Annotated in this window: 14 protein-coding genes; 10 read left to right on the top strand and 4 right to left on the bottom strand. The window is 47.8% G+C overall.

Annotated elements, in window-relative coordinates:
• The 3 genes from aceE to ampE form a co-directional block, all read right to left on the bottom strand.
• The gene (gene aceE, locus PY479_RS12755) at positions 1–2,667 is read right to left on the bottom strand and encodes a pyruvate dehydrogenase (acetyl-transferring), homodimeric type (protein ID WP_275484004.1); all 2,667 of its coding nucleotides are present in this window, start codon (positions 2,665–2,667) and stop codon (positions 1–3) included.
• 68 nt (positions 2,668–2,735) lie between these two features.
• Positions 2,736–3,488 (bottom strand): pyruvate dehydrogenase complex transcriptional repressor PdhR, encoded by a 753-nt coding sequence (gene pdhR / locus PY479_RS12750; protein ID WP_212595172.1) that lies wholly within the window; start codon positions 3,486–3,488, stop codon positions 2,736–2,738.
• 345 nt (positions 3,489–3,833) lie between these two features.
• Complete coding sequence (gene ampE / locus PY479_RS12745) at positions 3,834–4,685, bottom strand: beta-lactamase regulator AmpE (RefSeq protein WP_275484003.1); 852 nt, start codon at positions 4,683–4,685, stop codon at positions 3,834–3,836.
• Between ampE and PY479_RS12740 the strand changes: the two genes are divergently transcribed.
• The gene (locus tag PY479_RS12740; RefSeq protein ID WP_275484002.1) at positions 4,684–4,815 is read left to right on the top strand and encodes a hypothetical protein; all 132 of its coding nucleotides are present in this window, start codon (positions 4,684–4,686) and stop codon (positions 4,813–4,815) included. The genes ampE and PY479_RS12740 overlap by 2 nt on opposite strands.
• Here the strand turns inward: PY479_RS12740 and ampD are convergent.
• Positions 4,812–5,354 (bottom strand): 1,6-anhydro-N-acetylmuramyl-L-alanine amidase AmpD, encoded by a 543-nt coding sequence (ampD, locus tag PY479_RS12735; RefSeq protein ID WP_275484001.1) that lies wholly within the window; start codon positions 5,352–5,354, stop codon positions 4,812–4,814. The genes PY479_RS12740 and ampD overlap by 4 nt on opposite strands.
• Before the next feature lie 166 nt (positions 5,355–5,520).
• On the opposite strand from ampD, the gene nadC reads away from it, so the two are divergent.
• The 9 genes from nadC (at position 5,521) to mutT (ending at position 13,708) form a co-directional block, all read left to right on the top strand.
• Positions 5,521–6,381, top strand: coding sequence for a carboxylating nicotinate-nucleotide diphosphorylase (gene nadC / locus PY479_RS12730; protein ID WP_275484000.1), 861 nt, complete (start codon positions 5,521–5,523; stop codon positions 6,379–6,381).
• A gap of 852 nt (positions 6,382–7,233) precedes the next feature.
• A complete protein-coding gene (locus tag PY479_RS17580; protein WP_343377252.1) occupies positions 7,234–7,653 on the top strand; it encodes a prepilin-type N-terminal cleavage/methylation domain-containing protein in 420 nt (139 codons plus the stop codon).
• Between the two features lie 2 nt (positions 7,654–7,655).
• The gene (gene pilB / locus PY479_RS12720) at positions 7,656–9,362 is read left to right on the top strand and encodes a type IV-A pilus assembly ATPase PilB (protein ID WP_275483999.1); all 1,707 of its coding nucleotides are present in this window, start codon (positions 7,656–7,658) and stop codon (positions 9,360–9,362) included.
• A gap of 64 nt (positions 9,363–9,426) precedes the next feature.
• Complete coding sequence (locus tag PY479_RS12715; protein ID WP_275483998.1) at positions 9,427–10,695, top strand: type II secretion system F family protein; 1,269 nt, start codon at positions 9,427–9,429, stop codon at positions 10,693–10,695.
• 79 nt (positions 10,696–10,774) lie between these two features.
• The gene (locus PY479_RS12710) at positions 10,775–11,689 is read left to right on the top strand and encodes an A24 family peptidase (protein ID WP_275483997.1); all 915 of its coding nucleotides are present in this window, start codon (positions 10,775–10,777) and stop codon (positions 11,687–11,689) included.
• A complete protein-coding gene (gene coaE, locus PY479_RS12705; RefSeq protein ID WP_275483996.1) occupies positions 11,689–12,297 on the top strand; it encodes a dephospho-CoA kinase in 609 nt (202 codons plus the stop codon). Before PY479_RS12710 ends, coaE begins: the two co-directional genes overlap by 1 nt.
• 4 nt (positions 12,298–12,301) lie before the next feature.
• Positions 12,302–13,036: a cell division protein ZapD gene (gene zapD / locus PY479_RS12700; RefSeq protein ID WP_212595164.1), complete on the top strand. Its 735-nt coding sequence runs from the start codon at positions 12,302–12,304 to the stop codon at positions 13,034–13,036.
• A 48-nt stretch (positions 13,037–13,084) separates the two neighbouring features.
• Complete coding sequence (yacG, locus tag PY479_RS12695; RefSeq protein ID WP_212595163.1) at positions 13,085–13,300, top strand: DNA gyrase inhibitor YacG; 216 nt, start codon at positions 13,085–13,087, stop codon at positions 13,298–13,300.
• A gap of 6 nt (positions 13,301–13,306) precedes the next feature.
• Complete coding sequence (gene mutT, locus PY479_RS12690; RefSeq protein ID WP_275483995.1) at positions 13,307–13,708, top strand: 8-oxo-dGTP diphosphatase MutT; 402 nt, start codon at positions 13,307–13,309, stop codon at positions 13,706–13,708.
• Positions 13,709–13,886 lie beyond the last annotated feature (178 nt).

The following is a 13,886-nucleotide window of genomic DNA, read 5'->3' as shown; positions in this document are numbered from 1 at the left end:
TTACGCGAACAGTGGGTTGATCTTATCGGTATCGATACCGTATTCAGCGATTGCTTTAGTCAACACATCAACTGGCAATTCGCCACGATCTACCAAGGATTTCAGCGCTGCAATCACAATGTAAGTGGCATCCACTTCAAAGTGGTGGCGCAGATTAGCGCGGCTATCGCTACGCCCGAAACCATCGGTACCCAATACTTTGTAATCCGTTGGTACAAACGCCCGTAACTGTTCACCGTAAAGCTTCATATAATCACTGGCCGCAATTGCCGGTGCATCCTTGGACAACACTTTAGCAACGTATGGCACTTTTGGTGTTTCAGTTGGATGCAGCATATTCCAGCGTTCACAATCCTGACCTTCACGCGCCAGTTCGTTAAAGCTGGTAACGCTGAACACATCAGCACTGATACCGTAATCTTTTGCCAACGCCTGAGCCGCTTTACGTACCTGTTCCAGAATAGTGCCACAGCCCATCAGCTGCACTTTACCTTTGCCGGAGCCAGCAACACTTTCCAGTTTGTAGATACCTTTTACAATGCCTTCTTCCACGCCTTCTGGCATTTCCGGCTGCACGTAGTTTTCGTTCATGGTGGTCAGGTAGTAGAAGATATCTTCCTGATTTTCGCCATACATACGGCGGATACCATCTTGAACAATCACGGCAATTTCATAGCCGTAAGTCGGATCATAACTGATACAACTTGGGATGGTGTTCGCCAGGATATGGCTATGACCGTCCTGATGCTGCAAACCTTCACCGTTCAGCGTTGTACGACCCGAAGTACCGCCGACTAGGAAACCACGAGCACGCAGGTCACCTGCCGCCCAGGCCAGATCGCCGATACGCTGGAAACCGAACATGGAGTAGTAGATGTAGAACGGGATCATCGGTGAATCGTTAACGGAATAACTGGTCGCCGCAGAAACCCAAGATGCCATCGCGCCGAGTTCGTTAATCCCTTCCTGCAATACCTGGCCAGACTTATCTTCACGGTAGTAAGCCACCTGGTCTTTATCCTGAGGCACGTATTTCTGCCCTTCATGAGCATAAATCCCAACCTGGCGGAACAGACCTTCCATACCAAAGGTACGGGCTTCATCAGGAATGATCGGCACGATATTTTTGCCGACACCTTTGTCTTTCAGCAACGCGGTCAGCACCCGCACAAACGCCATGGTAGTGGAGATTTCACGACCATTAGAGCCTTTCAGTACGGCGTCAAAAATCTTCAATGATGGCACATCAAGATCTTCAGTGAACTTCTGACGACGAGAAGGCAGATAGCCACCTAAAGCTTCACGACGAGCCTTGAGGTATTTCACTTCTTCTGAATCTGGACCTGGATGGTAGAAAGGGACTTCATCCAGTTTGTCATCAGGAATTGGGATATTGAAACGATCACGGAAGTAACGGATAGATTCGATATCCATTTTCTTCACGTTGTGCGCGATATTTTTACCTTCACCGGCATCACCCAGACCATAACCTTTTACGGTCTTGGCCAGAATCACTGTTGGGCGGCCTTTGGTATTCTTAGCGTGCTGCAACGCCGCATAAATCTTCACCGGATCGTGACCACCACGGTTCAGACGCCAGATGTCATCATCAGACATGTTGGCAACCATCTCGGCAGTCTCAGGGTACTTGCCAAAGAAGTGTTCGCGCGTCCAGGCACCTCCTTTGGCTTTACAGTTCTGGTATTCACCGTCAACGGTTTCTTCCATCAACTGCAGCAACTTACCACTGGTATCGCGAGCTAACAGCGGATCCCAGTAACGGCCCCAGATCACCTTGACCACTTCCCAGCCAGCGCCGCGGAATTCCCCTTCCAGTTCCTGAATAATCTTGCCGTTACCACGGACCGGACCGTCCAGACGCTGCAGGTTACAGTTGATGATAAATACCAGATTGTCCAACTCTTCACGCGCGGCCAGACCAATGGCACCCAGGGCTTCTGGCTCATCCACTTCGCCATCGCCGAGGAAGCAGTACACGGTCTGTTCTGAACAATCTTTAATGCCGCGGTCAGTCAGATACTTCAGGAAACGTGCCTGATAAATCGCCTGAATTGGACCCAAGCCCATCGATACGGTAGGGAACTGCCAGTAGTCCGACATCAGTTTAGGGTGTGGATAAGAAGACAGGCCTTTGCCATCCACTTCCTGACGGAAATTTGCCAGTTGATCTTCAGTCAGACGACCTTCGAGGAATGAACGGGAATAAATCCCTGGCGCAATGTGCCCCTGGAAGTACACCAAATCACCGCCGTCTTTGGCGTTAGGCGCACGGAAGAAATGGTTGAAACACACGTCATAGATAGTGGCACTAGAGGCAAAACTGGAAATATGACCACCAAGCTCCAGATCCTTTTTGGAACCCCGCAGCACCATCGCCAAAGCGTTCCAGCGGATAATCGCACGAATACGACGTTCCAGCCCCTGATCACCTGGCATCTGCGGTTCCTGACCAGCAGGAATGGTATTGACGTATGCAGTTGTTGCAGAGTACGGCAGATAAGTACCGTTACGACGAGCCTTGTCGATCAGCTTTTCCAGCAGATAATGAGCACGTTCCGGCCCTTCCTGCTCTAATACTGCTTGCAGGGCATCCAGCCACTCCTGAGTCTCTAATGGATCCAAGTCTTGTAGCATATTTTCAGACATGACACTGTCCTTATCTATACATTGTAAAAGTTGTGATTGCGATGTCCTCGGCGCCCAAAACGCCCGGATTACACACCGCTCTTCAAACGGCGCAGGCTACGCTGCAACCGACTGTCTTCTTCCCTTACCGACAACATGACTTCCTCTATATAGCTCAAGTGTTCGTTGGATGCTTCACGTGCGGCTTCAGGATCGCGACGAACGATCGCGGCAAGCAAAGCCCGCCGGTGCTCGTTAGCCTTGTGGGTGGCTTCTTCGCGTCGGCTCAGAAGCTCTAGGTTTTCGGCTACATTTTTGTGCAGCACAGCTGTTAAACTCAGTACCAGATGCAGCATCGCCATGTTATGCGAAGCTTCTGCCACTGTCCGGTAGAAATCGACAATCGCACTGGCTTGTTCAGTAATCCCCGATGCACTTTCTACGCGGTCGATACAATCTTGCAGATTCTGCATATCCGTATCAGTACCCCGCAGCGCGGCGAAATAAGCCATCATCCCTTCGGTAGCATGACGAAACTCCAGCAAGTCATATTGGCTTTCACTGTCGTGTTGCATCAATTCCACAATTGGGTCAGACAGGCTTTGCCACAATTGCTGCTTCACATAGGTGCCACCACCCTGGCGGCGCAGCAACAACCCTTTAGCTTCAAGCTTCTGGATGGCTTCCCTTAAAGAAGGGCGGGAAACTTCGAACTGCAATGCCAGTTCACGTTCAGGAGGGAGTTTTTGACCAGGCTTCAAGCTGCCTTCAAGAATCATCTGCTCCAGTTGATTCATGATAACGTCAGAAATTTTTGGCTGACTGATTTTGCTATAAGCCATAACGGGCACTCAGCTCCATTTTGTAAATTGGTCTTACCAATTCCTCCGGGTGAGCGCACTTTAACAAATCACAATTTTATTGTCTAGATAGTGATCTACGTCAATTAAACCCACAATATGTGAGCATGCCCTAAACAACAAGGTTTTGGAAGGTAGCCATTAGCCTAAAGTCTAATGGCCTATCCGCGATTATTTTCATTATTGCTGACAATTATCAGCAGAGTATCGGCCTACATTATAGTCTGCCGCCAGCCAAAACCAGCATCAGCACCACAAAAACCAGCAAAAATCTTTCACGACACTGCACGCCAATAATTAGCGCCTTATCAGCCACACCTGAATACCTTATCTGACCCAACCAAAAATGGTCAGCAATGACAGGATAGTCAACAGCAGCACAAAATTACGCTTACTGAGCGCCAGCAACGCTATCGTGGAACGCACACAGATAGGGGCTAACGTTTCTTCCGGCATCACCTCCGCCGCCACAGCGACGCCGGTAATGATGCTGCGGGGTTTACAGCGCCAATCGAAGGCTAACTCACGCCACCGGCTAAAACCGGAAGAAAACTGACCACTGAAAACAAACCCGAGTGCCACCAGTCTTGCGGGCAACCAGTCCAACACATAGAGCAGCCCCGGCAGTAACGGCCAGTCAGCATCGTGACGTTTCCGCTCTTCAGCAAAGAAACGTACGGTACAGTAAAACACTACCCCTACTGGTCCAAACACTATTAAAAACAAGGCGACGGCGGCGTAATAACGATAATTAATCCAGGCGGCCATCTGTCCGACTCTGGCACCCAGTTCTTTTTCGCTAACGGCATCCACACAGTCGGTGCAGTCCAGTTCACCTGCATATAAATAGCAAGCTTCGACATCACCACGACAGGCAGCCTGCATATATCGCTTAAATACCGCGCGTTGCTTTTGGTGTGAAAAACACACCATGCCAAATACCACCCAAACCATGAGCGTCAGCAAGCCAAAAAACCAACCATTAACGACCCACAGCAGCACCGCCACCGATACAGTGGGCAACAATAATGCCAGTAACATCCCCGGCAATGAGTGCAGTAGATTGCCGGCAAAAAGATGCTGTTGATACCAGTGCAAACCGTTATCCAGCTGCAAGGCACCAGGCAATAACTTGAGTCGCTCAATAATGATGGCGACCAACAGGGAAAACAGAGCCATGTTTCTCTCCAGTTTCAATCCTGCGTTACAGGCAGGAAAGGAAATTTCTTATTGCGTGAGCTGGAAACGGTATCGTTCACGCCGCAACTTGGTACTCAACATTCCGGCCATGACCGTAAAACGCCGTTAAACCGCCGCCAAATATCGCTGCCAGTCAAATCCTGGCCCCGGATCGGTCTTGCGACCCGGCGCAATATCGCAGTGACCGACAATCCGCTTTTTGACAATCATAGGATAAATTGTCATCAATTCACGGGTAAGCTGCTGTAATTGTTGGTACTGAATATCGGTATAGCCGGAAGTATCTGTGCCCTCCAGTTCGATCCCCACCGCGAAATCATTACAGCCAATGCGTCCGTCAAAACTCGAGACTCCGGCGTGCCAGGCTCGTTCGTCACAAGAGACAAACTGCACGATTTCACCGTCACGACGGATCAGAAAGTGCGCCGATACTTCAAGTCCCTGTAGCTCCGCAAAGCTCGCATCGGCATGACAGTCCAGCGTTCCCAGAAATAACTGCTCAATATAAGGCAAGCCAAAACAACCGGCGGGCAAACTGATGTTGTGAATCACCAGCAAACTCACTTCGTTGGTGGGCCGCGCATTAAAATGAGGTGACGGACACTTCCGCGCGTCGCGGTACCAGCCTTCAAACCAATATCTGTCCACGCTGTGCAAACCTTGTTCAGTAGCAGTAAATTAATGCGGTTCAATACTTTACCAGTATTCTTTAGCGCCGCAAATGCCCATGCGTCTACAATGCACAGCTGCGCTAAGACTGCCCAATATGCTAATCTTGCTACTAGGCTCAGCAAGTTAATCTCAGGACAGTTAAATGCTGGAAAATGACATTTGCGTCAGTGTTAAAGCGGCTCTTGATGAGGATTTAGGCCACCTCAATGCCAGTGAAGGTGATATCACTGCACTGTTAATCCCAGAAGACCAACATGGTGAAGCCGTGTTGATCACCCGTGAAGAAGGGGTGTTTTGCGGCAAAGCCTGGGCCGAACAGGTGTTCTATCAACTGGGCGGTAATGTGGCGCTGCACTGGCATGTAGATGACGGCGATTTGCTGGTGCCGAATCAGAAACTTTGCGACCTTTCTGGCCCAGCCCGCAGCTTATTGACGGGCGAGCGCACGGCAATGAACTTTATCCAGACGCTGTCAGGTGTCGCCACCTTGACCAAAATCTACAGTGATAAACTCGCCGGCACCTCATGTCAGTTGCTGGATACGCGCAAAACCCTTCCCGGCCTGCGCACCGCCCAAAAATATGCCGTCACCTGTGGCGGCGGTAAAAATCACCGTATTGGTCTGTTCGATGCGTTTTTAATTAAAGAGAACCACATTCTCGCTTGTGGTGGCATCGCTAAAGCCATTAATGCCGCCAGAGCCTTGCGGCCAGATAAACCCGTGGAAGTCGAAGTGGAAAATCTGGATGAATTACGACAAGCATTAGATGCCGAAGCCGACATTATCATGCTGGATAATTTTAATATCACCGACATGTTGGCCGCGGTGGAACTTAATAAACAGTACCTTGAGCAGCAAAAAGGCGCCAAACTCGAAGTTTCCGGCAATGTCACACTGGAATCAATTACTACCTTTGCTAATACCGGCGTTGATTATATTTCTGTCGGCGCGTTGACAAAACATGTGTGCGCGCTGGATCTATCCATGCGATTTAAAGGTTAATCCTATTGTTAATGAATAGTTTTAACAAATGTGCCGGATTGACAGTCAGCAATAATCCCAGTCTTTGTTGAAATTATTCATAAAATATCACTTTTATTGTCATTTTGCGGTTCGAAAATCGTGATAAAACGACCTCAGAACTATCCAAACTGATATTTTGTTAACATTGTTTTTTTGACGTTTGCAGCATGGTTGACGCTATCGCAGCCGCTGCCAAATTAACGACAGCAATGCGACTGTAATAAGGCTCACAACTCACGGAAAATCCATTAAAAATGCGAAAAAATGTGATTTAGGCATTTTCATTCGATTCACAATGTAATAACTTTTAGGCGTGGCGAGATGGCCGTTATGGCCTACAGCCCGTAGGCGAGAGTAAATTCAGTAAAATTTACAACTGTTTTAATTTTTACAATTTTAACATTTATGTCATATTTTCTAGATTATTCTCATCATCGTTGGGGCATAGCGCCCTGACATAACGGCAAAAGTGACACTCAACAACAAATTTTGCTGCTGTAGGCAGAAACTGAGGTTAACCTGATGCTGGTTGTCGCTGATATCTACGCGTATGATATCGATGACACAACAAGGCGGTGCACAAAAACGGCCGATGAGCTCGTTAGTGTACGGGGTCGCTGAGGATGCTGAACAAACTGAATTCCGGTTGAATTTAGGCTTGGTTAGCATTAGTAAGAGTTAACACAGGTAACGCATGCCGTGTTCCGTGTCTCGCGTTTTCTGGTCGGGAGTTCTGTTGAACCCTCGACGAGGACCAAATGAGAAGGAACTCTGCCGCACTACCGTCAGTAATGCCGCATCAGTTTTTAAACGGAGAGAGATATGAAAGGTATGAAACGCAACACTAAAGGCTTCACCCTGATCGAATTGATGATCGTAGTGGCCATCATCGGTATTCTGGCCGCTATCGCGCTGCCTGCTTATAAAGATTATGTGACTACATCTGAAGGGGGGGCTGCGATGAAAGGTCTTTCATCATTTGCACAAAAAGTTCAGACGTGTGTCCAAACTGGTATTGGATGTAGTAAAACACCAAACGAGTTATCTGCAGAAATTTCAAAAAACAAACAAATTACAGCAGGATTTACTGATCCAGTGCAAGGGACCGGAACAACACTAACATGGGTTACAACTCACTGTAGCTTGGCGGGTGTCTTTGATAATGATGGAGGAGTCACCTTCACTATGACTGCCGTCTCTGGAGACGCTAACGATTTGGCGTTGTGTAAGAAAGGTGCTGGTCTGAAATAACAATGCCAACTACAGGCCTTCATTTAGGATTATCGACACTGTTTATCCGTAAGGGTCTGCTGGATGAAAGCAGACTCGCGGAGGCCGTAGCGCAATCCCGAAAAAGCAAACAGTCACTGGTCACCACCTTGGTGGCCAGTAGACTGTTATCAGCGCGCACGATTGCTGAACTTTGCTATGAAGAGTATGGCACCCCGTTACTGGACTTGGCTGAGTTCGACATCAGCAGCATTCCGGAAGAATTTTTAAACCGAAAACTCATCGATAAGCATCGCTGTTTGCCGCTATTTAAACGCGGTAACCGCCTTTATATTGCGACCTCTGACCCCACCAATATTGCAGCGCTGGAAGATTTTCAGTTCAGTGCCGGACTGCACGCTGAAGCCATCCTAGTAGAAGAAGATAAGCTAGCCAAAGCACTGGATAAAGTGCTGGAAGAAGATATTAGCGCGTTAGATCTCAGTGGCATTGATGAAAATGCCTTGGCTGGAATTGAAGTCGCTGATGCAGAGAATCGCCTAGATGACCCTACAGAAGCCGCTGATGATGCCCCAATTGTTATCTATATTAATAAAATTTTAACTGATGCCATTCGTAAGGGAGCGTCAGATTTGCATTTCGAACCTTACGAAAAGAAATACCGCATCCGTTTTCGTATTGATGGCATTTTACATGAAATGTCGGCGCCTCCCATTAACTTGGCCTCAAGAATTTCTGCCCGCTTAAAGGTGATGTCCAAGCTGGATATCGCTGAACGTCGGGTGCCACAGGATGGCCGCATCAAGATGAAGCTGTCCCGCAATAAAAGCATCGATTTTCGTGTCAGTACCCTGCCCACGCTCTGGGGTGAAAAGATTGTGATGCGTATTCTCGACTCTTCCTCAGCACAGCTCGGTATCGAGAAATTGGGCTATGAAGAAGATCAGAAACAGGCTTATCTGGAGATGCTGTCACGCCCGCAAGGGATGATTTTGGTCACTGGCCCGACCGGTTCTGGGAAAACCGTGTCGCTGTATACCGGGCTCAATATTCTCAATACCGAAGAGCGCAATATTTCTACCGCTGAAGACCCGGTGGAAATTAACCTCGAAGGCGTCAACCAGGTTCATATCAATATTAAAGCCGGACTGACCTTTGCTTCGGCGCTACGTTCGTTCTTACGTCAGGACCCGGACGTAGTGATGGTCGGGGAAATCCGCGATTTGGAAACCGCCGAAATCGCCATTAAAGCGGCGCAGACAGGCCATTTAGTACTGTCTACCCTGCATACCAACTCCTCTGCGGAAACCCTCACTCGTCTGCTCAATATGGGGGTTCCTGGCTATAACATTGCCAGCTCAGTCAATCTAATTATTGCGCAGCGATTGGCCCGTCGTTTATGCGTCGAATGTCGGCAACCTGAAGAGATCCCGGCACATGAGCTGCTAAATTTGGGATTCAGTCAAGAACAAGTCGATCAAGGATTTACGGTTTACAAGCCTTGTGGCTGTGAGCACTGTTCCGGCGGTTATAAAGGCCGTGTCGGTATCTATGAAGTGATGAAGATGTCCGATGAAATCGCCAGGGTGATTATGGAAGGCGGTAATTCCTTACAAATTGCTAAGATGGCGAAAGAGCAAGGCATGCGTGATCTACGGCAATCGGGATTACTAAAAGTAATAGAGGGCGTGACCAGCATTGCCGAAGTCAACCGCGTCACGAGTTTCTGACCGATAAGTGAAGCTAAACTACAAAATAATTCTTCATACAAGCTAGGCGCAAAGGAACCTGATTATGGCGACAGCAACTGCGACCCGCAAAACTGCCAAAAAGCAAAAACAACTGAAAGCGCCCACCATCTATACCTTCGAATGGAAAGGTACCAACCGTGACGGCAATAAAACCAGTGGCGAACTTCGTGGAACCTCTCCCACCGAAATAAAAAACCAGCTGAAAAGCCAAGGCATTATTCCCAAATCCGTCGTCAAAAAATCCAATGGTTTGTTTAGTAATGAAAATAAAAAAATCAAACCCATGGATATCGCGATGGTTACTCGCCAAATTGCGACAATGCTGGCGGCAGGGGTGCCATTAGTTACTTCTATTGATTTAGTGGGTCGTGGCCATGAAAAGCCAAAAATGCGCAACTTATTAGGTACTATTTTAGTTGACGTACAATCGGGTATTCCTTTATCAGAAGCATTAAGACCTCATCGTCAATATTTTGATGACCTGTACGTAGATTTGGTGGCTGCCGGGGAGCATTCAGGCGCTTTGGATTTAGTATTTGACCGAATTGCGACCTACAAAGAAAAATCCGAAGCACTGAAATCCAAAATCAAAAAGGCAATGTTCTACCCGGCTGCAGTAGTAGTTGTCGCTGTTGCCGTCACGGCTCTGTTGCTGTTATTTGTAGTGCCTCAGTTTGAAACTATATTCAACAGCTTTGGCGCGGAATTACCTGCATTCACTCAAATGATTATCAACATATCCAGATGGTTACAAAGTTCTTGGTATTTCTTTCTTATTGGGATAGTGGCAGGAATTTGGCTGTTTGTGCGTGCGCATCGTAACTCACAGAAATTTCGCGATAAAATCGATGAACTGGTACTAAAAATTCCTTTAATAGGCTCAATACTCCATAAAGGCGCCATGGCACGATTTGCCCGGACTTTAGCCACCACTTTCACTGCCGGGGTACCGTTAATTGAGGGGCTTGAATCAGCCGCTGGTGCTGCCGGTAACGCCGTTTACCGTAAAGCACTAATGAACGTGCGAAATGAAGTGATGGCAGGGATGCAAATGAACGTCGCTATGCGCACTACCAAGCTATTTCCTGACATGCTGATCCAGATGGTAATGATTGGTGAAGAATCCGGCTCATTGGACGATATGCTCAATAAAATTGCCAATATCTATGAAATGCAGGTGGACGATGCCGTCGATGGTTTATCCAGTCTCATCGAACCGCTTATGATGGTGGTGCTTGGTGGTCTAGTCGGCAGTCTCATTGTCGGTATGTATCTGCCAATCTTCCAACTAGGGAAAGTAGTCGGTGGCTAATTAAGTGTTCTTTCGAGGCTTACTCAACCTAACTTCCTATAGTCTTTTTTAAAATAACAATTAAAAGAAATCATTAACTATGTCTGAGTTTATTACTACGCTAAGCCAATTTCCTTGGCTGTTCATTGGGTTAGCATTTGTTTTCGCCGCAGTGATTGGCAGTTTTATCAACGTGGTGATCTATCGTGTTCCTGTGATGCTGAAGCGAGAGTGGCAGCAGGAATGCGAAGCCTATTTGGAAGAATATCAATCCGATGCATTTAAGCTGTTGCATGAAAAAAAGCTGCTGAAACCCATCGATAATCTTCCGCCGACATTCAATCTGATTGTCCCTGGCTCCACCTGCCCCAAATGCAAATCTGCGATTAAGCCTTGGCACAATCTGCCCATTATTGGCTGGTTACTGTTAGGCGGTAAGTGTGCAGCCTGCAAACAACCCATTTCACCACGTTATCCCCTCTTTGAATTACTGGCAGCAGTTCTCGTTGCGACGCTCGCGTGGCACTTTGGCCCCACCTGGCAGTTCGCGCTGTCTGCAGTACTGACATTTGCCTTAATCGCGTTAGCTGGGATTGATCTGGATGAAATGTTGCTGCCAGATCAGATTACATTGCCGTTCTTATGGCTAGGGCTAGCAGCTAACTACTTTGGCCTATTTGTGCCATTAACCGATGCGGTGATTGGTGCTATTGCGGGCTATCTCAGTCTCTGGTCAGTGTTCTGGTTATTTAAACTGGTCACCGGCAAAGAAGGCATGGGTTATGGTGATTTTAAGTTGATGGCGCTGTTCGGCGCTTGGCTGGGCTGGCAGATGCTACCGCTGATCATTCTGCTGTCATCGGCAGTGGGCGCCATCATCGGCCTGTCCATGATGCTGTTTAAAGGCATGCAACGTAATAATCCGATTCCCTTTGGTCCTTACATTGTGATCGCGGGCTGGATTGCCTTGCTTTGGGGCCAAGATATCGTTAGCTGGTATCTGCGGAGCCTTTGATGTCTGACTATATCGTGGGACTCACCGGTGGTATTGGCAGCGGTAAATCCACTGTTGCTAATCTGTTTGCAGAGTTGGGCGTCACTATTGTAGATGCCGATATCATCGCCCGCGAAGTGGTTGCGCCAGGTTCGGAAGGGTTGCAGCAGATTGTGCAGCATTTCGGTACAACTATTCTGGATACTGATGGCACCTTAAACCGAAGTTTGTTACGCGAACAGGTATTTTCTGACCCCAAGCAGCGTGAGTGGCTGAATCAGCTACTGCATCCGATGATCCGTCAGCGCATGTTAGCGCAAGCTAAAGCGGCAACCTCTCCGTATGCGATATTGGTGGTACCGCTATTGTTCGAAAATCGACTCGAATGTCTTGTAAATCACACTTTAGTGATAGATATTGGAAGGGATACACAAATCCGGCGAACTATTGACCGGGATCATGTATCCAAAACGCAGGTTATTAACATTATTGACAGCCAAATCAGCCGTGAACAACGGTTGGCCAAAGCCAATGATGTGATTACCAACGAAGGAGATGTTGAATCACTGAAGTCTCAGATTCTGGCTCTGCATAATAAATACTTAAAACAATCAGAAAAAGCCCAGTAATCCCATGAATGAACTCGTATTTGAACAACCATTGAATGAGAAAGTACGCAACTATTTGCGCCTTGAGCACCTTGCTCGCCAACTTGATACGCATTTACAGGAAGACCATCAGCATCGTTGCTTCTTTCCGCTGTTCTCACTTTGTGAACTAGCTGAACGTTGCGATTTCCGTAGTGAATTGCTGAAAGATGTCGACCGCTTATTGCTGCAACTAAACACCTCATCTGCGGCAGCCGCGCTAAGTAATCAGCCACCAGACTTTTTTCTGGAGCAGCTTTCACTGGCGCGTGAACAGCTACAAACCCCAGAACGCCCAGGCGTTCAGCTGAAGCAAAATCGCTTTATTGCCACCGTGCGTCAAAAGCTTAATTTAAATGGAGCCTGCTGCAACTTCGATCTGCCACAGCTTCACTTCTGGCTGGCAAAACCGTGGGCAGAGAGACAGCAGGAGTATCAGCAATGGGTAGAACATTTTCAGTGTCTGTTGCATCCCATTAGCCTGCTAATGCAACTCACCCGCGCGAGCAGCGAGTACCGTGAAGCGGTGGCTCATGCAGGCTTTTATCACGATAGCAGTCCGCAAGCACTGTCTCTGGTCAGGGTTAAGTTAAACGCCAATGACGGCTGCTATCCGACCATTAGCGGTCATCGCAATCGCTTTGCCATTCACTTTGTCCAGTTTGAGCAACAGAAGCATTCGCAACAGACGGTAAAATTCTTACTGGCGACCTGTAGCTGAAATCATTAACATGGCGGGGTAAATGAATCGCAATATAGGCGTATTTCGATGCCCACGGTTGTTAAATGTCCAACATGTCAGAAGCCTGTTGAATGGTCTTCTGCCGCAGAATTCCGACCATTCTGTAGCGAGCGCTGCAAACTCATAGACTTAGGTGAATGGGCTTCGGAAAAATATACCATTCCGGTAAAGCCGGAAATTGATCCGCAACTTCTCGATGAACTCGGTTACGAGGATGTCGAATTTTTCAAAGATCCAGACTGATAAGATATGGCAACAAATAAACGCGTTCACGTCGCGGTAGGCATAATTATCCGTGGTCAGCAGATCCTTTTAGCCAAACGTCATGGTCACCTTCATCAAGGGGGCAAATGGGAGTTTCCCGGCGGTAAGGTTGAGCCAGGCGAAGATACAGCAACAGCGCTTAATCGGGAACTACAAGAAGAAGTCGGCTTAACCGTCACTGACTGTGCGCCCTTCATGCAGCTTGCTTATGACTATCCAGATAAGCAGGTATTTCTTGATATCATGACAGTGACAGGGTTTTCTGGTGAAGCCTACGGTGTTGAAGGCCAGCAAATTGCCTGGATAGATATTGCGGCATTACCGCAATATCAGTTTCCCGATGCCAATATGCCGATATTGGATAAAATCCTGGACGAGTTGCTTTAGGCGCAATATGAGCACTATTCGCATGGATAGTGCTTACTTACAAACTTAAGTAGTGTATGAAGCAAAAAGCCCCAGCTTTCGCTGAGGCTTTTGCATTATTTGGCGCTTGGCGATGACCTACTCTCACATGGGGAGACCCCACACTACCATCGGCGCGATTGTGTTTCACTTCTGAGTT

Origin of the sequence: Shewanella sp. A32, from assembly GCF_029167175.1 — a bacterium.
In the GTDB taxonomy this organism is placed as follows: Bacteria; Pseudomonadota; Gammaproteobacteria; order Enterobacterales; family Shewanellaceae; genus Shewanella; species Shewanella yunxiaonensis.
The sequence above is the reverse complement of the archived record's forward strand: the minus strand, read 5'-3'. Positions and strand labels throughout refer to the sequence as shown.